This window comes from Streptomyces sp. TSRI0281 (assembly GCF_001905125.1).
GTDB lineage: Bacteria > Actinomycetota > Actinomycetes > Streptomycetales > Streptomycetaceae > Streptomyces.
Map to the genome: position 1 here is coordinate 367,003 of NZ_LWLE01000038.1, position 20,596 is coordinate 387,598.

Consider the following 20,596-nt stretch of genomic DNA (forward strand, 5'->3'; position numbering starts at 1 on the left):
CGCCACCGCAGTTTCAGGGCGCGAGCATGAGGAGCACCGTTGAGCAGGTTGCGCTGGCTGACCGCAGGGGAGTCGCACGGCCCCGCACTGGTGGCGACGCTGGAGGGTCTTCCCGCCGGTGTCCCGATCACCACGGAGATGGTGGCGGACGCGCTCGCCCGCCGGCGGCTGGGCTACGGCCGCGGCGCGCGGATGAAGTTCGAGAAGGACGAGGTTACCTTCCTCGGCGGGGTCCGGCACGGGCTCACCATGGGTTCCCCGGTCGCCGTGATGGTCGGCAACACCGAGTGGCCGAAGTGGGAGCAGGTCATGTCGGCCGACCCGGTCGACGCCGACGAGCTGGCCGCGCTGGCCCGTAACGCCCCGCTGACCCGCCCCCGCCCCGGCCACGCCGACCTGGCGGGGATGCAGAAGTACGGCTTCGACGAGGCCCGGCCGATCCTGGAGCGCGCCAGTGCCCGGGAGACCGCGGCCCGGGTCGCGCTCGGCGCGGTCGCGCGCTCGTACCTCAAGGAGACCGCGGGCATCGAGATCGTCAGCCATGTCGTCGAGCTGGCCGCGGCCAAGGCGCCCTACGGCGTCTACCCCAAGCCCTCCGACGTCGAGAAGCTGGACGCCGACCCGGTGCGCTGCCTGGACGCCGACGCGTCCAAGGCGATGGTCGCCGAGATCGACCAGGCCCACAAGGACGGCGACACCCTGGGGGGCGTCGTCGAGGTGCTGGCGTACGGAGTCCCGGTCGGCCTCGGCTCGCACGTGCACTGGGACCGACGGCTCGACGCCCGGCTCGCCGCCGCCCTGATGGGCATCCAGGCCATCAAGGGGGTCGAGGTCGGCGACGGCTTCGACCTGGCGAGGGTGCCGGGCTCGAAGGCGCACGACGAGATCCTGGCCACCGCCGACGGCATCAAGCGCGCCTCCGGCCGCTCCGGCGGCACCGAGGGCGGTCTGACCACCGGTGAGCTGCTGCGGGTCCGCGCCGCGATGAAGCCGATCGCGACCGTGCCCCGCGCGCTCGCCACGATCGACGTGGTCACCGGCGAGGCGGCCAAGGCCCACCACCAGCGCTCCGATGTCTGTGCCGTTCCGGCCGCCGGGATCGTCGCCGAGGCGATGGTCGCCCTGGTCCTGGCCGACGCGGTCGCGGAGAAGTTCGGTGGCGACAGCGTCCCCGAGACCCACCGCAACGTGCAGTCGTACCTCGACCACCTGCAGATCCGATGAGCGGCCCACTGGTCGTTCTCGTCGGCCCGATGGGCGTCGGCAAGTCCACGGTCGGTGAACTGCTCGCCGCACGGCTCGGCACCGCCTACCGGGACACCGACGCGGACATCGTGGCGACCGCGGGCAAGCCGATCCCGGAGATCTTCTACGACGAGGGCGAGGAGCACTTCCGCGCGCTGGAGCGGCAGGCCGTGCACGCGGCGCTCGCCGGGCACGCCGGTGTCCTCTCCCTCGGCGGCGGCGCCGTCCTCGACGCGACGACCCGCGAACTGCTCGCGGACCACGCCGTCGTCTACCTCTCGATGGACGTGGACGAGGCGGTCAGACGGGTCGGACTGAACACCGCGCGTCCACTCCTGGCGGTCAACCCCCGCCGTCAGTGGCGCGAGCTGATGGACGCCCGCCGTCCTCTCTACGAAGAGGTCGCCCGCACGGTCGTCGCCACCGACGAACGCACCCCCGAAGAGGTCGCCCAGGCGATCATCGACGTACTGGAACTGCCGGAGCGCGCGGGCGGGAACCCCGCACCGTCCGGCGGGGAGAAGACAGGCATGACGCAGCAGGGCCCCACCCGTATCCAGGTCGCCGGAACGGCGGGCTCCGACCCGTACGAGGTACTGGTCGGCCGTCAGCTCCTCGGCGAGCTGCCCCACCTCATCGGTGACCGCGCCAAGCGCGTCGCCGTCCTGCACCCGGAGGCGCTCGCCGAGACGGGTGAGGCGGTCCGCCAGGACCTCGCGGGCCAGGGTTACGACGCCATCGCGATCCAGCTGCCGAACGCCGAGGAGGCCAAGACCGTCGAGGTCGCCGCCTACTGCTGGAAGGCGCTGGGCCAGACCGGCTTCACCCGTACCGACGTCATCGTCGGTGTCGGCGGCGGGGCCACCACCGATGTGGCCGGGTTCGTCGCCGCCAGCTGGCTGCGCGGGGTGCGCTGGATCGCCGTGCCCACCACCGTTCTGGGCATGGTGGACGCGGCCGTCGGCGGCAAGACCGGCATCAACACCGCCGAGGGCAAGAACCTCGTCGGCGCGTTCCACCCGCCGGCCGGGGTCCTGTGCGACCTCGCCGCGCTGGACTCGCTGCCGGTCAACGACTACGTCTCCGGCATGGCCGAGATCATCAAGGCGGGGTTCATCGCCGACCCGGCCATCCTCGACCTGGTGGAGGCCGACCCCGAGGGCGCCCGTACGCCGGCGGGACCGCACACCGCCGAACTGATCGAGCGGTCCATCCGGGTCAAGGCCGAGGTCGTCTCCAGCGACCTCAAGGAGTCCGGACTCCGGGAGATCCTCAACTACGGCCACACCCTGGCCCACGCGATCGAGAAGAACGAGCGCTACAAGTGGCGTCACGGCGCGGCCGTCTCGGTCGGTCTGGTCTTCGCCGCCGAGCTGGGCCGGCTCGCCGGCCGTCTCGACGACGCCACGGCCGACCGCCACCGGGCCGTCCTGGAGTCCGTCGGACTGCCGCTCACCTACCGCGGCGACCAGTGGCCCAAGCTCCTGGAGAACATGAAGGTCGACAAGAAGTCGCGCGGCGATCTGCTGCGCTTCATCGTCCTGGACGGCCTCGGCAAGCCCACCGTCATGGAGGGCCCGGACCCGGCCGTCCTGCTCGCCGCCTACGGGGAGGTCTCCGCGTGACCCGCAGGGTCTTCGTGCTCAACGGCCCGAACCTCGGCCGGCTCGGCTCGCGCGAACCCGACGTGTACGGTGCCACGTCCTACGCCGGACTCGTGGACACCTGCCGGACGTTGGGCAAGGAGCTCGGCTTCGACGTCGACGTACGGGAGACCAATGACGAGGGCGAGTTGATCCGCTGGCTCCACGAGGCCGCGGACGGTTCGATTCCGGTCGTTCTCAACCCGGGCGCGTTCACGCACTACTCGTACGGCATGCGGGACGCGGCAGCCCAGCGCACCGCCCCGCTGATCGAGGTGCACATCTCGAATCCGTACGCACGGGAGGAATTCCGCCACACCTCCGTGGTCGCGCCCGTGGCCACCGGGACCGTGGCAGGGTTCGGCATCGGCTCCTACCGGCTCGCCCTGCGGGCCCTGGCCGACGAACTGACGGACTGACACCCGCCGCATCCGGGCGTGTCCGACGGGCACTTCGGGCGTTCCCGGGCCGTTCACCCTGTGACGGCCCGGGAAGGTACGGTGGCCGTCCGATCAGCGCCAGTTGCCTGTACGAGACGGAGTGGCACCGGATGCAGCACGCAGTGGGGGCCCCGCTGCCGCCGCCCCAAGGACCCGGAAACGGACCTGCCGGCTGGACGCACCAGGCTCAGCACCCCGGCCACCCCGGCCACCCCGGACCTCCGGGGCGGCCACCGATACCCCCGCCGCCTCCGCCCCTGGGGCATGGGCGGGGCCCGGGGGGCCAAGGGCAGAGCGCTCCGGGACCGGTGCCGCAGCACGTTCCAGCGCCGCAGCACGCCCCCGTACCTCAGCATGTTCCCGCGCCTCAGCAAGCACCTGCTCCGCAGCACGCTCCCGCGCCCGGCTCGCGGGAGACGTCCGGACACGTGCAGCTGCCCCCGGGCGGCCCCGTACCGCTGCCCGCGTACCCCGCCGAGGCCGGCACCGGCGCGGCGACCCTCGCCGTCCTGCTGATCGGCCCGGCGGGCGCCGGAAAGACCACGGTCGCCAAGCTCTGGGCGGCCCGCCGCAGAGTCCCCACCGCGCATGTCTCCCTCGACGACGTACGCGAATGGGTCTGCTCCGGCTTCGCCGACCCGCAGGCCGGGTGGAACGACCACTCCGAGGCGCAGTACCGCCTCGCGCGCCGCACCTGTGGCTTCGCCGCCCGTAACTTCCTGGCCAACGGCATCTCCTGCATCCTTGACGACGCCGTCTTCCCGGACCGGCCCGTCGTCGGTCTCGGCGGCTGGAAGCGCCATGTCGGCCCCGGACTGCTGCCCGTCGTCCTGCTGCCCGGCCTGGAGGTCGTCCTGGAGCGCAACGCGGCCCGCAGCGGCAACCGTCGCCTCTCCGACGAGGAGGTCGCCCGGATCCACGGCCGGATGGCCGGCTGGTACGGCTCCGGCCTGCCGATCATCGACAACTCCACGTACGACGTCGAGACCACCGCCCGGGTCCTGGACGACGTGCTCGCCCGGTCGATAGCCAGCCCGCCCGCATGGTAGGGCACCGGTGACGCGCCCCCCGGTCGGATGCGCTGACCGGGCGAAGCTCCGCCCCCGCTCGTACGCTCGGGGCATGTCAGAGGTGTACGCCGTCCGACGCGGGCTGCTCCGCGACCGGTGCGCCGCCGTCGGATCCGCGGCCGCCCTGGTCTCCCGCCCCGCCAATGTCCGCTACCTCGCCGGCGGAGCGCCTCCCGGCGCCGTGCTGCTGCTCGGCGCCGACGAGGACGTGCTGCTCTGCCCCCGGGTCCCGACGGGCGATCCCGCCCACGGGCGGCCCGACGAAGCGCTGCGGCTGTCCGTGCTGCCCGCCCCGGACGGCGACCCGGTCGTCGCCGCCGCCGATCTGGCGACGTCCGCGGGCGCGGAGTCCCTCGCCGTCGAGGAGCACGATCTGACGGTCGCCCGCCATCGGGCCATCGGCTCGGTCGCCCCCCGGCTCGTCCTCGGCGATCTGGGCTGCACCGTGGAGCAGCTGCGGATCGTCAAGGACGAGGAGGAGATCGCCTGTCTGCGGATCGCCGCCGAGATCACCGACCAGGCCCTCGGTGAACTCCTCGAATCGATCCTCGTGGGCCGCACCGAGCGTCACCTCGCCCTGGAGCTGGAGCGCCGTCTGGTCGACCACGGTGCGGACGGTCCCGCTTTCGAGACATCCGTCGCCACCGGCCCCAATTCGGGGCAGGGGCGGCACCGCCCCTCGGACCGACGGGTCGAGGAAGGCGATTTCCTCTCCGTCTGCCTGGGGGCGAACTATCGCGGCTACCGGTGCGAGATCGGCCGCACCTTCGTCATCGGCACCGCTCCGGCGGACTGGCAGATCGAGCTCTACGACCTCGTTTTCGCCGCTCAGCGGGCCGGACGTGAGGCCTTGACCCCCGGCGCCGCCTACCGTGACGTCGACCGCGCGGCCCGTCAGGTACTGGACCGAGCGGGCCATGGAGAGGGTCTCGTACCATGGACCGGTCACGGGGTGGGCCTCGAAATCGACGAGGACCCGCAATTGGCACCGACGGCCATGGGTAAACTGGACGCTTGTGTGCCGGTCACCGTCGAACCGGGGGTTCACCTCCCGGGCCGGGGCGGTGTCCGGATCGATGACACGCTCGTCGTGCGCCCCGAGGCGGACGGCGGACCCGAGCTACTCACCATGACGACCAAGGAGCTGCTCGCGCTCTAGCGCGCATCCTTGGCCGTTCCACCAGCTTCAGTCCAGGAGATTCCGCAACCGTGGCTTCCACGAACGACCTCAAGAACGGCCTGGTGCTCAAGCTCGACGGAGGCCAGCTCTGGTCCGTCGTCGAGTTCCAGCACGTCAAGCCCGGCAAGGGCCCCGCCTTCGTGCGCACCAAGCTCAAGAACGTGCTCTCCGGCAAGGTCGTCGACAAGACGTTCAACGCCGGTGTGAAGGTCGAAACGGCCACCATTGACCGCCGTGACATGCAGTTCTCGTACATGGACGGCGAGTACTTCGTCTTCATGGACATGAACACGTACGACCAGCTGATGGTCGACCGCAAGTCTGTCGGCGACGCCGCCAACTTCCTGATCGAGGGCTTCACCGCCTCCGTCGCCCAGCACGAGGGCGAGGTGCTCTACGTCGAGCTGCCCGCCGCGGTCGAGCTGACCATCCAGCACACCGACCCGGGCGTCCAGGGTGACCGCTCCACCGGTGGCAGCAAGCCCGCCACCCTGGAGACCGGTTACGAGATCGGCGTGCCGCTCTTCATCACCACCGGCGAGAAGATCAAGGTCGACACCCGCACGGGCGACTACCTCGGCCGGGTGAACAGCTAACCGTGGCTGCTCGGAACAAGGCCCGCAAGCGCGCCTTCCAGATCCTCTTCGAGGCCGACCAGCGCGGTGAGTCCGTGCAGACGGTCCTCGCGGACTGGGTTCGGCACTCGCGGACCGACGACCGTCAGCCGCCGGTCGGCGAATTCACGATGGAGCTCGTCGAGGGGTACGCGCAGTACGCGGACCGGATCGACGACCTCATCGTCACCTACGCCGTGGACTGGGAGATCGACCGTATGCCGGTCGTCGACCGGAGCATCCTGCGGCTCGGTGCGTATGAGCTGATCTGGATGGACGAGACCCCGGACGCCGTGGTGATCGACGAGGCGGTCCAACTCGCCAAGGAGTTCTCCACCGATGACTCACCGTCCTTCGTGAACGGCCTGCTGGCCCGTTTCAAGGACCTCAAGCCGAATCTCCGCCGGGAGCAGTAGTCTCCGGCGGCGTTCTGCCGACGAAGGGCCCACGGTCGTGCGACCGTGGGCCCTTCGTCATGTCCCGGCAACGCATCCGCGGGCGGTTCCCGTGCGGCCGGCTCTTGCTCCGCCGGGAGCCGGGCAACGAGAACGCCGGGCGGGCGGGGCACCCTGTGGGGCCCCGCCCGCCCGGCGGTACTTCTCTGCTCTGCTGGGCCCTCCTGGGAGGCCCGCTCGCCCGAGGGGCTCAGCCCTCTTCGTGGGCGACCGCGCGACGCGCGTCGGCGTCCAGCACACCCCAGCTGATCAGCTGCTCCGTGAGCACGGACGGCGACTGGTCGTAGATCACGGCCAGCGTGCGCAGGTCGTCCTGGCGGATCGAGAGCACCTTGCCGTTGTAGTCACCGCGCTGGCTCTGGATCGTCGCGGCGTAGCGCTGCAGCGGTCCGGCCTTCTCCGGCGGGACGTGGGCGAGGCGCTCAAGGTCGAGGACGAGCTTCGGCGGCGGCTCGGCGGCCCCGCCCGGAGTCGTACCGGGCAGCAGCTCCTGCACCGGGACCCCGTAGAAATCCGCCAGCTCGGCGAGGCGCTGCACGGTGACGGCACGGTCGCCGCGCTCGTACGAACCGACCACGACGGCCTTCCACCGGCCCTGCGACTTCTCCTCCACGCCGTGGAGCGAGAGGCCCTGCTGGGTGCGGATGGCGCGGAGCTTGGCCCCGAGCTGTTTTGCGTATTCGCTGGACATAAGGCTCCCCGGACGCTGGAACATTCTGCGGCTCCGCCGCGTGGCTGGTAACTCACTGTGAGGTTACGCAGCGTTACTTGGATGCGTCAAGCCGAAAAGTTCGGACCAGTACCTCCCGGGGGTGCTGCCGGAGCCCTGTGCAAGCCCTGGTAACGTGGATGACGCAATTTCGACGTCCTTTAAGATCCGTCCAGTGAGGCGGAGAAGGAGGTCCGTTTCTTATGGACGCACAGCATGACCACACCGGCAACGCGGCACGCCCCGTTCTTGAGGCGCCCGACATCGCCCGTGTGCTGACCCGAATCGCCCACGAGATCGTCGAACGCGCCAAGGGCGCCGACGACGTGGTGCTGCTCGGCATCCCGACGCGAGGCGTGTTCCTCGCCCGTCGGCTCGCCGACAAACTCGAAGAGATCACCGGCCGGAACATGCCGGTGGGATCGCTCGACATCACGATGTACCGCGACGACCTGAGGATGCGCCCGGCGCGCGCCCTGGCGCGTACCGAGATCCCCGGTGAGGGCATCGAGGGCAGCCTGGTCGTCCTGGTCGACGACGTGCTCTTCTCCGGCCGCACGATCCGCGCCGCACTCGACGCGCTCGGCGACATCGGCCGCCCCCGCGCCGTGCAGCTCGCGGTCCTCGTCGACCGCGGTCACCGCGAACTCCCCATCCGTGCCGACTACGTCGGCAAGAACCTCCCGACGTCGCTGCGGGAAACGGTCAAGGTCCAGCTCGCCGAGGAGGACGGCCGCGACGCCGTGCTGCTCGGTGTCCAGCAGACCGCCCCTGCGGACGGGCAGTAGCCACCCTCCCGTACGACCCCCGTCGGGCCGTACGGCCGCTTCCGCACGCCCGCATGCCTGAAACACCTCCAGCAACCGGAGAACCCCCAGATGATGCGCCACCTCATCTCGGCCGCCGATCTCACCCGCGACGACGCCGTCCTGATCCTCGACACCGCCGAGGAGATGGCCCGGGTCGCGGACCGGCCGATCAAGAAGCTTCCGACCCTGCGCGGCCGTACCGTCGTCAACCTCTTCTTCGAGGACTCGACGCGTACCCGCATCTCCTTCGAGGCCGCCGCCAAGCGCCTCTCCGCCGACGTCATCAACTTCTCCGCGAAGGGCTCGTCCGTCTCCAAGGGCGAGTCGCTCAAGGACACCGCCCTGACCCTGGAGGCGATGGGCGCGGACGCCGTCGTCATCCGGCACGGCGCCTCCGGCGCGCCGTACCGGCTCGCCACCTCCGGCTGGATCGACGGCGCCGTCGTCAACGCCGGTGACGGCACCCACGAGCACCCCACCCAGGCGCTCCTGGACGCCTTCACCATGCGCCGCCGGCTGGTCGGCGCCGACAGCGGCCTGGGCGGCGACCTCGAAGGCCGCCGGATCACCGTCGTCGGCGACATCCTGCACAGCCGGGTCGCCCGCTCCAACGTCCACCTGCTCACCACCCTCGGCGCGCACGTCACTCTGGTGGCCCCGCCGACCCTGGTGCCGGTCGGCGTGGAGGCATGGCCCTGCGACGTCAGCTACAGCCTGGACAAGGTGCTGCCGGACTCCGACGCGGTGATGATGCTGCGTGTGCAGCGTGAGCGGATGAACGCCGCGTACTTCCCGACCGAGCGCGAGTACTCCCGCCGCTACGGCCTGGACGGCGAGCGCATGGCGAAGATGCCCGGCCACGCCATCGTCATGCACCCCGGCCCCATGGTCCGCGGCATGGAGATCACCGCCGAGGTCGCCGACTCCGACCGCTGCACGGTCGTCGAGCAGGTCGCCAACGGGGTCTCGATCCGCATGGCCGTCCTGTACCTGCTGCTCGGCGGTTCCGGGACGGCAACGCCGTCCGCCGCCCCCGCCGCCAGTTCCGCCCGTACCGAGGAGAACACGAAACCATGAGCAAGATCCTTATCCGCGGCGCGAAGATCCTCGGCGGCGAGCCGCAGGACGTCCTGATCGACGGCGAGACCATCGAACGCGTCGGCACCGGCATCGAGGCCGGGGACGCCACGGTCGTCGAGGCGGCGGGCCGGATCCTGCTGCCCGGCCTGGTCGACCTGCACACCCATCTGCGCGAGCCCGGCCGCGAGGACTCCGAGACCGTCCTGACCGGCACCAAGGCCGCCGCGGTCGGCGGCTTCACCGCCGTGCACGCCATGGCCAACACCTTCCCGGTCGCCGACACCGCAGGCGTCGTCGAGCAGGTCTGGCGGCTCGGCAAGGAGTCCGGCTACTGCGACGTGCAGCCCATCGGGGCCGTCACCGTCGGCCTGGAGGGCAAGCAGCTCGCCGAGCTCGGCGCGATGCACGACTCCGCCGCCGGAGTGAAGGTCTTCTCCGACGACGGCAAGTGCGTCGACGACGCCGTGATCATGCGCCGCGCCCTGGAGTACGTGAAGGCGTTCGACGGAGTCGTCGCCCAGCACGCCCAGGAGCCCCGCCTCACCGAGGGCGCCCAGATGAACGAGGGCATCGTCTCGGCCGAGCTGGGTCTCGGCGGCTGGCCCGCCGTCGCCGAGGAGTCGATCATCGCCCGCGATGTCCTCCTCGCCGCCCATGTCGGCTCCCGGGTGCACATCTGCCACCTCTCGACCGCCGGCTCCGTGGAGATCGTGCGCTGGGCCAAGTCCAAGGGCTGGAACGTCACCGCCGAGGTCACTCCGCACCACCTGCTCCTCACCGACGAGCTGGTCCGTTCCTACAACCCCGTCTACAAGGTGAACCCGCCGCTGCGCACCGAGGCCGACGTCATGGCCCTGCGCGAGGCACTCGCCGACGGCACCATCGACTGCGTCGCCACCGACCACGCCCCGCACCCGCACGAGGACAAGGACTGCGAGTGGGCCGCGGCCGCCATGGGCATGGTGGGCCTGGAGACCGCGCTCTCCGTCGTCCAGCAGACGATGGTGGACACCGGCCTCATCGACTGGGCGGGCGTCGCCGACCGGATGTCCACGCGCCCCGCGGCCATCGGCCGCCTCGAAGGACACGGCCGCCCCGTCTCGGCGGGTGAGCCCGCCAACCTCACCCTGGTCGATCCGGCATACCGTGGGGTCGTGGACCCCGCAGGCTTCGCGTCCCGCAGCCGCAACACTCCGTACGAGGGTCGCGAGCTGCCGGGCCGTGTCACCCACACCTTCCTGCGGGGCCGTGCCACGGTCGTCGACGGGAAGCTCGCGTGACAACACTCACCCCCCTGTACCAGCTGGCCGCCGAACAGAAGTCGGCCGAAGTGACCGACTGGTCCGCCCGCGTCAGCTGGGTCCTCGGACTGCTCGTCCTGGTCGCCTTCGTCTACTGGCTGATGCGCCAGGGCTGGAAGTGGCGCGCCACCCTCCAGTCCGGCCTGCCGGAACTCGCGACCACCCCGGACGGCTTCGCGGACGACGAGCCGCTGCTGACCCTCACCGGCCGCTACCACGCCTCGACGACCGCCGGGCAGTGGCTCGACCGGATCGTCGCGCACGGCCTGGGCACCCGCAGCAGGGTCGAGCTCACGCTCACCGCGAGGGGCCTGGACGTCGTACGCCCCGGCGCGGCCGGATTCTTCGTCCCGGCCGCCGCCCTGCGCGAGGCCCGCCTCGACAAGGCGCTCGCGGGCAAGGTCCTCCCCGAGGGCGGCCTGCTGATCATCACCTGGGCGCACGGCGACCAGCTGATCGACTCGGGATTCCGCTCCGACCACGCGGCCGGACACCAGGCCTGGGCGGACGCCGTCAACCACCTCACCAGCACTACGGAAGGCACCGCACGATGACGATCTCCCACCCGGGGAACGCCTCGAAGAGGGCAGCGGCGTCCCCCGCCGTACTCGTCCTGGAGGACGGCCGCTCCTTCCGCGGCCGCGCCTACGGCGCCGTCGGGGAGACCTTCGGCGAGGCGGTGTTCTCCACCGGCATGACCGGCTACCAGGAGACGCTGACCGACCCCTCGTACCACCGCCAGGTCGTCGTGATGACCGCCCCGCACGTCGGCAACACCGGTGTGAACGACGAGGACCCCGAGTCGCAGCGGATCTGGGTCTCCGGATACGTCGTACGCGACCCTGCCCGGGTGCCCTCCAACTGGCGCTCGCGGCGCTCGCTCGACGAGGAGCTGGAGCGCCAGGGCGTCGTCGGCATCAGCGGCATCGACACCCGCGCGCTCACCCGCCACCTGCGCGAGCGCGGCGCCATGCGCGTCGGCATCTTCTCCGGGAACGCCATCGCCGACGAGGGCATGCTCCTCGCCAAGGTGCGCCAGGCCCCCGAGATGAGCGGCGCCGACCTCTCCGCCGAGGTCGCGACCAAGGAGGCGTACGTCGTCCCCGCGATCGGCACCAAGAAGTTCACCGTCGCCGCGATCGACCTCGGCATCAAGGGCATGACCCCGCACCGCATGGCCGAGCGCGGCATCGAGGTGCACGTCCTGCCCGCCACCGCCACCCTGGAGGAGGTGTACGCGGTGAAGCCCGACGGCGTCTTCTTCTCCAACGGCCCCGGCGACCCGTCCACCGCCGAGCACCCCGTCGCCGTCATGCGCGGCGTCCTGGAGCGGCGGACCCCGCTCTTCGGCATCTGCTTCGGCAACCAGATCCTGGGCCGCGCCCTCGGCTTCGGCACCTACAAGCTGAAGTACGGCCACCGCGGCATCAACCAGCCCGTGCAGGACCGCACGACCGGCAAGGTCGAGGTCACCGCGCACAACCACGGCTTCGCCGTCGACGCCCCGCTCGACAAGGTGTCCGACACCGAGTTCGGCCGCGCCGAGGTCTCCCACGTCTGCCTGAACGACCAGGTCGTCGAGGGGCTCCAGCTCCTGGACCGGCCGGCCTTCAGCGTCCAGTACCACCCCGAAGCCGCCGCGGGCCCGCACGACGCCGCGTACCTCTTCGACCGTTTCGTTTCCCTGATGGAGGGCCAGCGTGCCTAAGCGCTCCGATATCCAGTCCGTCCTGGTCATCGGCTCCGGCCCGATCGTCATCGGCCAGGCCGCCGAATTCGACTACTCCGGCACCCAGGCGTGCCGCGTCCTCAAGGCCGAGGGCCTGCGCGTCATCCTGGTGAACTCCAACCCGGCGACGATCATGACCGACCCGGAGATCGCCGACGCCACGTACGTCGAGCCGATCACCCCCGAGTTCGTCGAGAAGATCATCGCCAAGGAGCGCCCCGACGCGCTGCTCCCCACGCTGGGCGGCCAGACCGCGCTCAACACCGCGATCTCCATGCACGAGAACGGTGTCCTGGAGAAGTACGGCGTCGAGCTCATCGGCGCCAACGTCGAGGCCATCAACAAGGGCGAGGACCGCGACCTCTTCAAGGGCGTCGTGGAGGCCGTCAAGGCGAAGATCGGATACGGCGAGTCCGCCCGCTCCGTCATCTGCCACACCATGGACGACATCATCAAGGGTGTCGACACGCTCGGCGGCTACCCCGTCGTCGTCCGCCCCTCCTTCACCATGGGCGGCGCCGGCTCCGGCTTCGCCCACGACGAGGAGGAGCTGCGCCGCATCGCCGGACAGGGCCTCACGCTCTCCCCGACCACCGAGGTGCTCCTGGAGGAGTCCATCCTCGGCTGGAAGGAGTACGAGCTGGAGCTGATGCGCGACAAGAACGACAACGTCGTGGTCGTCTGCTCCATCGAGAACTTCGACCCGATGGGCGTCCACACGGGTGACTCGATCACCGTCGCCCCGTCGATGACGCTCACCGACCGCGAGTACCAGCGGCTGCGCGACATCGGCATCGCGATCATCCGCGAGGTCGGCGTCGACACCGGTGGCTGCAACATCCAGTTCGCCATCGACCCGGCCGACGGCCGGGTCATCGTGATCGAGATGAACCCGCGTGTCTCCCGCTCCTCGGCGCTCGCCTCCAAGGCCACCGGCTTCCCGATCGCCAAGATCGCCGCCAAGCTGGCCGTCGGCTACACGCTCGACGAGATCCCGAACGACATCACCGAGAAGACCCCGGCCTCCTTCGAGCCGACCCTCGACTACGTCGTGGTCAAGGCCCCGCGCTTCGCCTTCGAGAAGTTCCCCTCCGCCGACTCCACCCTCACCACCACCATGAAGTCGGTGGGCGAGGCCATGGCGATCGGCCGGAACTTCACCGAGGCGCTGCAGAAGGCCCTGCGCTCCCTGGAGAAGAAGGGCTCGCAGTTCGCCTTCACCGGTGAGCCCGGCGACAAGGCCGAGCTGCTGGCCGAGGCCGTGCGCCCGACCGACGGCCGGATCAACACCGTCATGCAGGCGATCCGGGCCGGCGCCACCCAGGAAGAGGTCTTCGACGCCACGAAGATCGACCCCTGGTTCGTCGACCAGCTCTTCCTGATCAAGGAGATCGCCGACGAGCTGGCCGCCGCCGAGCGCCTGGACGGCGACCTGATCGCCGAGGCCAAGCGGCACGGCTTCTCCGACGCCCAGATCGCCGAGATCCGCGGCCTGCGCGAGGAGGTCGTACGCGAGGTCCGGCACGCCCTCGGTATCCGCCCCGTCTACAAGACCGTTGACACGTGCGCCGCCGAGTTCGCCGCGAACACGCCGTACTTCTACTCCTCCTACGACGAGGAGAGCGAGGTCGCGAGCCGCACCAAGCCCGCCGTGATCATCCTCGGCTCGGGCCCCAACCGGATCGGCCAGGGCATCGAGTTCGACTACTCGTGCGTCCACGCCTCCTTCGCGCTGAGCGACGCGGGCTACGAGACCGTGATGGTCAACTGCAACCCGGAGACCGTCTCCACCGACTACGACACCTCCGACCGGCTGTACTTCGAGCCGCTGACGCTGGAGGACGTGCTGGAGATCGTGCACGCCGAGTCGCTGGCGGGCCCGATCGCCGGTGTCATCGTCCAGCTCGGCGGCCAGACCCCGCTGGGCCTGTCGCAGGCGCTCAAGGACAATGGCGTGCCCGTCGTCGGTACGCCCCCGGAGGCGATCCACGCCGCCGAGGACCGCGGTGCCTTCGGCCGGGTCCTCGCCGAGGCCGGACTGCCCGCGCCCAAGCACGGCACCGCCACCACGTTCGCCGAGGCCAAGGCCATCGCCGACGAGATCGGCTACCCCGTCCTCGTACGCCCCAGCTATGTGCTCGGCGGACGCGGCATGGAGATCGTGTACGACGAGATCCGGCTCTCCTCGTACATCGCCGAGTCCACCGAGATCAGCCCCACCCGGCCGGTCCTGGTCGACCGCTTCCTCGACGACGCGATCGAGATCGACGTCGACGCGCTCTACGACGGCACCGAGCTGTACCTCGGCGGCGTCATGGAGCACATCGAGGAGGCCGGCATCCACTCCGGCGACTCGGCCTGCGCACTGCCCCCGATCACGCTCGGCGGGTACGACATCAAGCGGCTGCGCGCCTCCACCGAGGGCATCGCCAAGGGCGTCGGCGTACGCGGACTGATCAACATCCAGTTCGCGCTCTCCGGCGACATCCTGTACGTCCTGGAAGCCAACCCGCGCGCCTCGCGCACCGTCCCCTTCACCTCGAAGGCGACCGCGGTACCGCTCGCGAAGGCCGCCGCCCGCATCTCGCTGGGCGCGACCGTGGCCGAGCTGCGCGAGGAGGGGCTGCTCCCGAAGACCGGCGACGGCGGCACCCTGCCGCTGGACGCGCCGATCTCCGTCAAGGAGGCCGTCCTGCCGTGGTCGCGCTTCCGCGACATCCACGGCCGGGGCGTCGACACGGTTCTCGGCCCGGAGATGCGCTCCACCGGCGAGGTCATGGGCATCGACTCGGTCTTCGGCACGGCGTACGCCAAGTCGCAGGCCGGCGCGTACGGCCCGCTGCCCACCGAGGGCCGCGCGTTCATCTCCGTCGCCAACCGCGACAAGCGCTCGATGATCTTCCCGGCCCGCGAGCTGGTCGCGCACGGCTTCGAGCTGTTCGCCACCTCCGGCACCGCCGAGGTCCTCAGGCGCAACGGCATCCACGCCACGGTCGTGCGCAAGCAGTCCGAGGGCGAGGGCCCCAACGGCGAGAGGACCATCGTCCAGCTCATCCACGACGGCGAGATCGACCTGATCGTCAACACGCCGTACGGCACGGGCGGCCGACTCGACGGCTACGAGATCCGCACCGCGGCCGTCGCCCGGTCCGTGCCCTGCCTGACCACGGTCCAGGCGCTCGCCGCCGCGGTCCAGGGCATCGACGCGCTCAACCACGGTGACGTGGGCGTACGTTCCCTCCAGGAACACGCGGAACATCTGACCGCGGCCCGCGACTAGCAGCCGGCAGGGGGACACCGGAAACGGTGTCCCCCTCTCTGTGAGCCCCGCTCTCCGTGAGCCCCCGCCGAGCACCGTCGGCACGCCGAGCACCTGAGCACATCGAGGACACCCAGATGTACAAGTTCTTCTTCCAGCTGGTCTTCAAGCGGATGGACCCGGAGCAGGCGCACCACCTGGCCTTCCGCTGGATCCGCCTCGCCGCCCGCATCCCCGTACTGCGCACCTTCGTCGCCGCCGCGCTCGCCCCGCGCCACAGGGAGCTGCGCACCGAGGCCCTCGGACTGCGGATGCACGGCCCCTTCGGGCTCGCCGCGGGCTTCGACAAGAACGCCGTCGCGATCGACGGCATGTCGATGCTCGGCTTCGACCACATCGAGATCGGTACGGTCACCGGCGAACCGCAGCCCGGCAACCCCAAGAAGCGGCTCTTCCGCCTCGTCGCGGACCGCGCGCTGATCAACCGCATGGGCTTCAACAACGAGGGCTCCGCCACCGTGGCCGAGCGCCTCGCCGCCCGCAACCCGGTCTTCCGGACCACGGTCGGCGTCAACATCGGCAAGACCAAGGTGGTCCCCGAGGCCGAGGCGGTCGCCGACTACGTGAAGTCCACCGAGCGCCTCGCCGCGCACGCCGACTACCTCGTGGTGAACGTCTCCTCGCCCAACACGCCCGGCCTGCGCAACCTCCAGGCCACCGAGGCGCTGCGCCCGCTGCTCTCCGCGGTGCGCGAGGCCGCCGACCGCACGGTCACCGGCCGCCGGGTCCCGCTGCTCGTCAAGATCGCCCCGGACCTCGCGGACGAGGACGTCGACGCGGTCGCCGACCTCGCGGTCGAGCTCGGCCTGGACGGCATCATCGCCACCAACACCACGATCGCCCGAGACGGCCTCGGCCTGAAGTCCTCGCCCTCCCTGGTCAAGGAGGCGGGCGGGCTCTCCGGGGCACCCCTCAAGGAGCGCTCCCTGGAGGTCCTGAGCCGCCTGTACGCCCGTGTGGGCGACGAGATCACCCTCGTGGGCGTCGGGGGCATCGAGAACGCCGAGGACGCCTGGCAGCGCATCCTGGCCGGCGCCACGCTCGTGCAGGGCTACAGCGCCTTCATCTACGAGGGCCCGTTCTACGCCCGCGCCATCCACAAGGGGCTGGCCGCACGCCTGGCCGCCTCCCCGTACGCCACGCTCGCCGATGCCGTCGGCGCCGAGACCCGGAAGGTGTCGCAGTGACCCCCGAACCCTTCGGCGCACGCCTGCGCCACGCCATGGACACCCGCGGGCCGCTCTGCGTCGGCATCGACCCGCACGCCTCGCTGCTCACCTCCTGGGGCCTGAGCGACGACATCGCGGGCCTGGAACGCTTCACCCGTACGGTCGTGGAGGCCCTGGCCGACCGGGTCGCCGTGCTCAAGCCGCAGTCCGCGTTCTTCGAGCGGTTCGGCTCGCGCGGGATCGCCGTGCTGGAGAAGGCCGTCGCCGAGGCGCGGGCGGCCGGCGCGCTGGTCCTGATGGACGCCAAGCGCGGCGACATCGGCTCCACGATGGGCGCCTACGCGGCGACCTACCTGGACAAGGACTCGCCGCTGTTCTCGGACGCGGTCACCGTCTCGCCCTATCTCGGCTTCGGTTCGCTGCGTCCGGCGCTGGACGCGGCAGCGGTCTCCGGCACAGGGGTCTTCGTGCTCGCCCTCACCTCCAACCCGGAGGGTGCCCAGGTGCAGCGGGCCACCGCGGCCGACGGCCGTTCGCTCGCCCAGCTGATGCTCGACCACATGGCCGCGGAGAACGAGGGCGTCACGCCGCTCGGCTCTGTCGGCGCGGTGGTCGGTGCCACGCTCGGCGACGCGGGGGTGAATCTGGCCATCAACGGCCCGCTGCTCGCCCCCGGCATCGGCGCCCAGGGCGCGACCCCCGCCGATCTGCCGGCGGTGTTCGGCGACGCGGTGGGCAATGTGGTGCCCAGCGTGAGCCGGGGCGTGCTGCGCCACGGTCCGGACGCGTCAGGGCTGCGCGAAGCGGCCGAACGGTTCGCGGACGAGGTCCGCGAGGCCGTGGCCGGGAGCTGACCCTGACACGTTTGCAGCGTGTTGACGAATTCCTGACCCGAAATCCCTGCCATTTCGCCGGAAATGTCCTGGTCGGTTGAGGCTGACCAGGACTTTTCGTCCGTTCTCGCTGACTCAGACGGCCTTGGCCGCTAGTCTCCGTCGAGAGCCAACGAGCACAGGTTGTTTCGTTGCTCACCAGGTGTGGGGCGACTAGGTTCCTCACCGGTCCGTATCCGACAGATCGACATCCGAGGTGACGTAGGCGTGGCTCTTCCGCCCCTTACCCCTGAACAGCGCGCAGCCGCGCTCGAAAAGGCCGCCGCGGCTCGCCGGGAGCGGGCCGAGGTCAAGAATCGACTCAAGCACTCCGGTGCCTCGCTCCAAGAAGTCATCAAGCAGGGCCAGGAGAACGACGTCATCGGCAAGATGAAGGTCTCCGCACTCCTTGAATCCCTGCCGGGCGTGGGCAAGGTCCGCGCCAAGCAGATCATGGAGCGTCTCGGGATCTCCGAGAGCCGCCGAGTCCGGGGTCTCGGCTCCAACCAGATCGCATCCCTGGAGCGTGAGTTCGGCGGCACCGCCGCCTGACGTTCTCAGGCACTCCTGAGAACCTGGATAATCGCTCCATGGCTGCAACATCCCGGGGGACGTCCCCCGTACCCCCGGACGTACGTCCGCGGCTGACCGTGCTCTCCGGCCCCTCGGGTGTCGGCAAGAGCACGGTCGTCGCTCATATGCGCAAGGTTCACCCCGAGGTATGGCTCTCCGTGTCGGCGACGACCCGTAGGCCACGCCCCGGGGAGAGCGACGGCGTCCACTACTTCTTCGTGGACGACGAGGAGTTCGACAAGCTCGTCGCCAACGGTGAACTGCTGGAGTGGGCCGAGTTCGCGGGCAACCGGTACGGCACGCCGCGCCGGGCCGTCCTCGACCGCCTGGAGGCAGGTGAGCCGGTCCTGCTGGAGATCGATCTCCAGGGGGCCCGGCTGGTCCGCCAGTCGATGGCCGACGCGCGCCTGGTCTTCCTGGCTCCGCCGAGCTGGGAAGAACTGGTGCGCCGGCTCACCGGCCGCGGCACCGAACCGCCCGAGGTCATCGAGCGCAGGCTCGCCGCCGCCAAGATCGAACTGGCCGCCGAGGCCGAGTTCGATACGACGCTGGTCAACACCTCCGTCGAGGATGTGGCCCGTGAGCTGCTAACCTTGATGTTGCAGGCTTCCGCCCACCGTGACAGCAGCGACTGAATCTCACGGAGCACCATCCGGCGGATGCTGCACTATCAAAGATTTCTTTGATCTTTACCCCCTTCGGAAGGCAGAGAGTGTCCTCTTCCATCACCACGCCCGAGGGCATCATCAACCCGCCGATTGATGAGCTCCTTGAGGCCACCGACTCGAAGTACAGCCTTGTGATCTACGCCGCCAAGCGCGCGCGCCAGATCAACGCGTACTACTCGCAGCTCGGCGAAGGTCTCCTGGAGTACGTCGGTCCGCTCGTCGACACCCACGTGCACGAGAAGCCGCTCTCGATCGCGCTCCGCGAGATCAACGCGGGTCTGCTGACCTCCGAGCCCATCGAGGGCCCCGCGCAGTAGGCGGAAAAGCACCTTCATCTCAGGCCCGGCGGGCATTCCGCCGGGCCTGAGGTGTGTCCCGGGGTCCCGTGCGGGCGGTCACCGACGGGTGAGGCAGCATGGGGTGACACGTAGCCGAGTGCGGGGAGACGCAGTGCAGAAGCCGAAGGTCGTCCTGGGGGTCAGCGGAGGCATCGCCGCCTACAAGGCGTGCGAGCTGCTGCGCCGGCTGACCGAGTCCGGACACGACGTACGGGTCGTGCCGACCGAGTCCTCGCTGCACTTCGTGGGGGCCGCCACCTGGTCCGCGCTCTCCGGCCACCCCGTCTCGACCGAGGTCTGGGACGATGTCCACGAGGTGCCGCACGTACGCATCGGACAGGGCGCCGACCTCGTCGTGGTCGCCCCGGCCACCGCGGACATGCTCGCCAGGGCCGCCCACGGCCTCGCCGACGACCTCCTCACCAACACGCTGCTCACCGCCCGTTGTCCGGTGGTCTTCGCGCCCGCCATGCACACCGAGATGTGGGAGCACCCCGCCACCCAGGAGAACGTCGCCACCCTGCGCCGCCGCGGTGCCGTCGTCATCGAGCCCGCGGTCGGCCGGCTCACCGGCGTCGACACCGGCAAGGGCCGGCTGCCCGACCCCGGCGAGATCTTCGAGGTCTGCCGGCGCGTCCTGACCCGCGGCCCCGCCGAGCCCGACCTCGCGGGCCGCCATGTGGTGATCAGCGCGGGCGGCACGCGCGAACCCCTCGACCCCGTCCGCTACCTCGGCAACCGCTCCTCCGGCAAGCAGGGGTACGCGCTGGCGCGCACCGCGGTCGCCCGCGGGGCCAGGGTCACGCTGATCGAGGCCAACACCGGACTGCCCGACCCGGCGGGCGCCGACGTGCTGCGGGTCGGAACGGCCGTCCAGCTGCGCGAGGCCGTACTGAAGGCCGCGGCGGACGCGGACGTCGTGGTGATGGCGGCGGCGGTCGCCGATTTCCGGCCCGCCGAGTACGCCCAGGGCAAGATCAAGAAGAAGGACGGTCAGGAGCCCGCCGCCGTCGCGCTCGTCCGGAACCCCGACATCCTCGCCGAGGTCGCCACCGGCCGGGCCCGGCCGGATCAGATCGTCGTGGGTTTCGCCGCCGAGACCGACGACGTTCTCGCCAACGGGCGGCAGAAGCTCCGCCGCAAGGGCTGCGATCTGCTCGTCGTCAACGAGGTGGGGGAGCGCAAGACCTTCGGCTCGGAGGAGAACGAGGCCGTGGTGCTCGCGGCGGACGGCGGTGAGACCCCGGTGCCGCACGGACCCAAGGAAGCGCTTGCCGACACGGTCTGGGACCTCGTGGCGACAAGGTTCCGCCAGATTTCACATTCGCCGCTCCGAGGGTCCGAAAGCTAGCGAAATCGGGCCCATTCGGTGCCCTGACGGG

The 20,596-nt window shown here is 70.6% G+C and carries 20 protein-coding genes; 19 read left to right on the forward strand and 1 reads right to left on the reverse strand.

Features of this window, described 5'->3' with window-relative positions; translation table 11 throughout:
• Positions 1-39 precede the first annotated feature (39 nt).
• The 7 genes from aroC to nusB all read left to right on the forward strand — a co-directional run bounded on the left by aroC (position 40) and on the right by nusB (position 6,608).
• Positions 40-1,224 (forward strand): chorismate synthase, encoded by a 1,185-nt coding sequence (gene aroC / locus A6A29_RS42620; RefSeq protein WP_073729474.1) that lies wholly within the window; start codon positions 40-42, stop codon positions 1,222-1,224.
• Positions 1,221-2,870 (forward strand): 3-dehydroquinate synthase, encoded by a 1,650-nt coding sequence (gene aroB, locus A6A29_RS42625; RefSeq protein ID WP_073729476.1) that lies wholly within the window; start codon positions 1,221-1,223, stop codon positions 2,868-2,870. The genes aroC and aroB overlap by 4 nt, the downstream gene beginning before the upstream one ends.
• Entirely contained in the window at positions 2,867-3,307 is a 441-nt protein-coding gene (aroQ, locus tag A6A29_RS42630; protein ID WP_073729478.1) for a type II 3-dehydroquinate dehydratase, read from the forward strand. Before aroB ends, aroQ begins: the two co-directional genes overlap by 4 nt.
• Before the next feature lie 131 nt (positions 3,308-3,438).
• Positions 3,439-4,377 carry a Pro-rich N-terminal domain-containing protein gene (locus A6A29_RS42635; protein ID WP_073729480.1) on the forward strand — a complete coding sequence of 313 codons (939 nt, stop codon included), beginning with the start codon at positions 3,439-3,441 and terminating at the stop codon, positions 4,375-4,377.
• Positions 4,378-4,450: 73 nt separating this feature from the next.
• Complete coding sequence (locus A6A29_RS42640) at positions 4,451-5,557, forward strand: aminopeptidase P family protein (RefSeq protein WP_073729482.1); 1,107 nt, start codon at positions 4,451-4,453, stop codon at positions 5,555-5,557.
• Positions 5,558-5,607: 50 nt separating this feature from the next.
• Positions 5,608-6,174: an elongation factor P gene (efp, locus tag A6A29_RS42645; protein WP_073729484.1), complete on the forward strand. Its 567-nt coding sequence runs from the start codon at positions 5,608-5,610 to the stop codon at positions 6,172-6,174.
• Between the two features lie 2 nt (positions 6,175-6,176).
• Positions 6,177-6,608: a transcription antitermination factor NusB gene (nusB, locus tag A6A29_RS42650; RefSeq protein WP_073729486.1), complete on the forward strand. Its 432-nt coding sequence runs from the start codon at positions 6,177-6,179 to the stop codon at positions 6,606-6,608.
• A 229-nt stretch (positions 6,609-6,837) separates the two neighbouring features.
• Here the strand turns inward: nusB and bldD are convergent, their stop codons facing one another.
• On the reverse strand, positions 6,838-7,338 hold the full coding sequence (gene bldD / locus A6A29_RS42655) for a transcriptional regulator BldD (protein WP_014044812.1): 501 nt from the start codon (positions 7,336-7,338) through the stop codon (positions 6,838-6,840).
• 221 nt (positions 7,339-7,559) lie between these two features.
• Between bldD and pyrR the strand changes: the two genes are divergently transcribed.
• From pyrR to coaBC, 12 genes are all read left to right on the forward strand, one after another.
• On the forward strand, positions 7,560-8,144 hold the full coding sequence (gene pyrR, locus A6A29_RS42660) for a bifunctional pyr operon transcriptional regulator/uracil phosphoribosyltransferase PyrR (RefSeq protein ID WP_073729488.1): 585 nt from the start codon (positions 7,560-7,562) through the stop codon (positions 8,142-8,144).
• 90 nt (positions 8,145-8,234) lie between these two features.
• Positions 8,235-9,242, forward strand: coding sequence for an aspartate carbamoyltransferase catalytic subunit (locus tag A6A29_RS42665; protein WP_073729490.1), 1,008 nt, complete (start codon positions 8,235-8,237; stop codon positions 9,240-9,242).
• Positions 9,239-10,525 (forward strand): dihydroorotase, encoded by a 1,287-nt coding sequence (locus tag A6A29_RS42670; protein WP_073729492.1) that lies wholly within the window; start codon positions 9,239-9,241, stop codon positions 10,523-10,525. Before A6A29_RS42665 ends, A6A29_RS42670 begins: the two co-directional genes overlap by 4 nt.
• The gene (locus A6A29_RS42675; protein ID WP_073729494.1) at positions 10,522-11,100 is read left to right on the forward strand and encodes a PH-like domain-containing protein; all 579 of its coding nucleotides are present in this window, start codon (positions 10,522-10,524) and stop codon (positions 11,098-11,100) included. The genes A6A29_RS42670 and A6A29_RS42675 overlap by 4 nt, the downstream gene beginning before the upstream one ends.
• The gene (carA, locus tag A6A29_RS42680; protein WP_073729496.1) at positions 11,097-12,254 is read left to right on the forward strand and encodes a glutamine-hydrolyzing carbamoyl-phosphate synthase small subunit; all 1,158 of its coding nucleotides are present in this window, start codon (positions 11,097-11,099) and stop codon (positions 12,252-12,254) included. The genes A6A29_RS42675 and carA overlap by 4 nt, the downstream gene beginning before the upstream one ends.
• Entirely contained in the window at positions 12,247-15,555 is a 3,309-nt protein-coding gene (carB, locus tag A6A29_RS42685; protein ID WP_073729498.1) for a carbamoyl-phosphate synthase large subunit, read from the forward strand. Before carA ends, carB begins: the two co-directional genes overlap by 8 nt.
• A 116-nt stretch (positions 15,556-15,671) precedes the next feature.
• Positions 15,672-16,781: a quinone-dependent dihydroorotate dehydrogenase gene (locus A6A29_RS42690; protein WP_073729500.1), complete on the forward strand. Its 1,110-nt coding sequence runs from the start codon at positions 15,672-15,674 to the stop codon at positions 16,779-16,781.
• A complete protein-coding gene (pyrF, locus tag A6A29_RS42695; RefSeq protein WP_073729502.1) occupies positions 16,778-17,617 on the forward strand; it encodes an orotidine-5'-phosphate decarboxylase in 840 nt (279 codons plus the stop codon). Before A6A29_RS42690 ends, pyrF begins: the two co-directional genes overlap by 4 nt.
• 246 nt (positions 17,618-17,863) lie before the next feature.
• Positions 17,864-18,187, forward strand: coding sequence for an integration host factor (locus A6A29_RS42700; protein ID WP_014044803.1), 324 nt, complete (start codon positions 17,864-17,866; stop codon positions 18,185-18,187).
• A gap of 38 nt (positions 18,188-18,225) precedes the next feature.
• Entirely contained in the window at positions 18,226-18,843 is a 618-nt protein-coding gene (gene gmk / locus A6A29_RS42705) for a guanylate kinase (protein ID WP_073729504.1), read from the forward strand.
• Between the two features lie 77 nt (positions 18,844-18,920).
• Complete coding sequence (gene rpoZ, locus A6A29_RS42710) at positions 18,921-19,193, forward strand: DNA-directed RNA polymerase subunit omega (protein WP_015607348.1); 273 nt, start codon at positions 18,921-18,923, stop codon at positions 19,191-19,193.
• A 133-nt stretch (positions 19,194-19,326) separates the two neighbouring features.
• Complete coding sequence (gene coaBC / locus A6A29_RS42715; RefSeq protein ID WP_073729506.1) at positions 19,327-20,565, forward strand: bifunctional phosphopantothenoylcysteine decarboxylase/phosphopantothenate--cysteine ligase CoaBC; 1,239 nt, start codon at positions 19,327-19,329, stop codon at positions 20,563-20,565.
• The last annotated feature ends 31 nt before the right edge of the window (positions 20,566-20,596 follow it).

Bases quoted from the DNA above. Each gene is read 5' to 3' on its own strand.
- aroB (WP_073729476.1), top strand. From the start codon at position 1,221: ATGAGCGGCCCACTGGTCGTTCTCGTCGGCCCGATGGGCGTCGGCAAG.
- A6A29_RS42635 (WP_073729480.1), top strand. From the start codon at position 3,439: ATGCAGCACGCAGTGGGGGCCCCGCTGCCGCCGCCCCAAGGACCCGGA.
- A6A29_RS42640 (WP_073729482.1), top strand. From the start codon at position 4,451: ATGTCAGAGGTGTACGCCGTCCGACGCGGGCTGCTCCGCGACCGGTGC.
- bldD (WP_014044812.1), bottom strand. From the start codon at position 7,338: ATGTCCAGCGAATACGCAAAACAGCTCGGGGCCAAGCTCCGCGCCATC.
- pyrR (WP_073729488.1), top strand. From the start codon at position 7,560: ATGGACGCACAGCATGACCACACCGGCAACGCGGCACGCCCCGTTCTT.
- A6A29_RS42665 (WP_073729490.1), top strand. From the start codon at position 8,235: ATGATGCGCCACCTCATCTCGGCCGCCGATCTCACCCGCGACGACGCC.
- A6A29_RS42670 (WP_073729492.1), top strand. From the start codon at position 9,239: ATGAGCAAGATCCTTATCCGCGGCGCGAAGATCCTCGGCGGCGAGCCG.
- carA (WP_073729496.1), top strand. From the start codon at position 11,097: ATGACGATCTCCCACCCGGGGAACGCCTCGAAGAGGGCAGCGGCGTCC.
- A6A29_RS42690 (WP_073729500.1), top strand. From the start codon at position 15,672: ATGTACAAGTTCTTCTTCCAGCTGGTCTTCAAGCGGATGGACCCGGAG.
- gmk (WP_073729504.1), top strand. From the start codon at position 18,226: ATGGCTGCAACATCCCGGGGGACGTCCCCCGTACCCCCGGACGTACGT.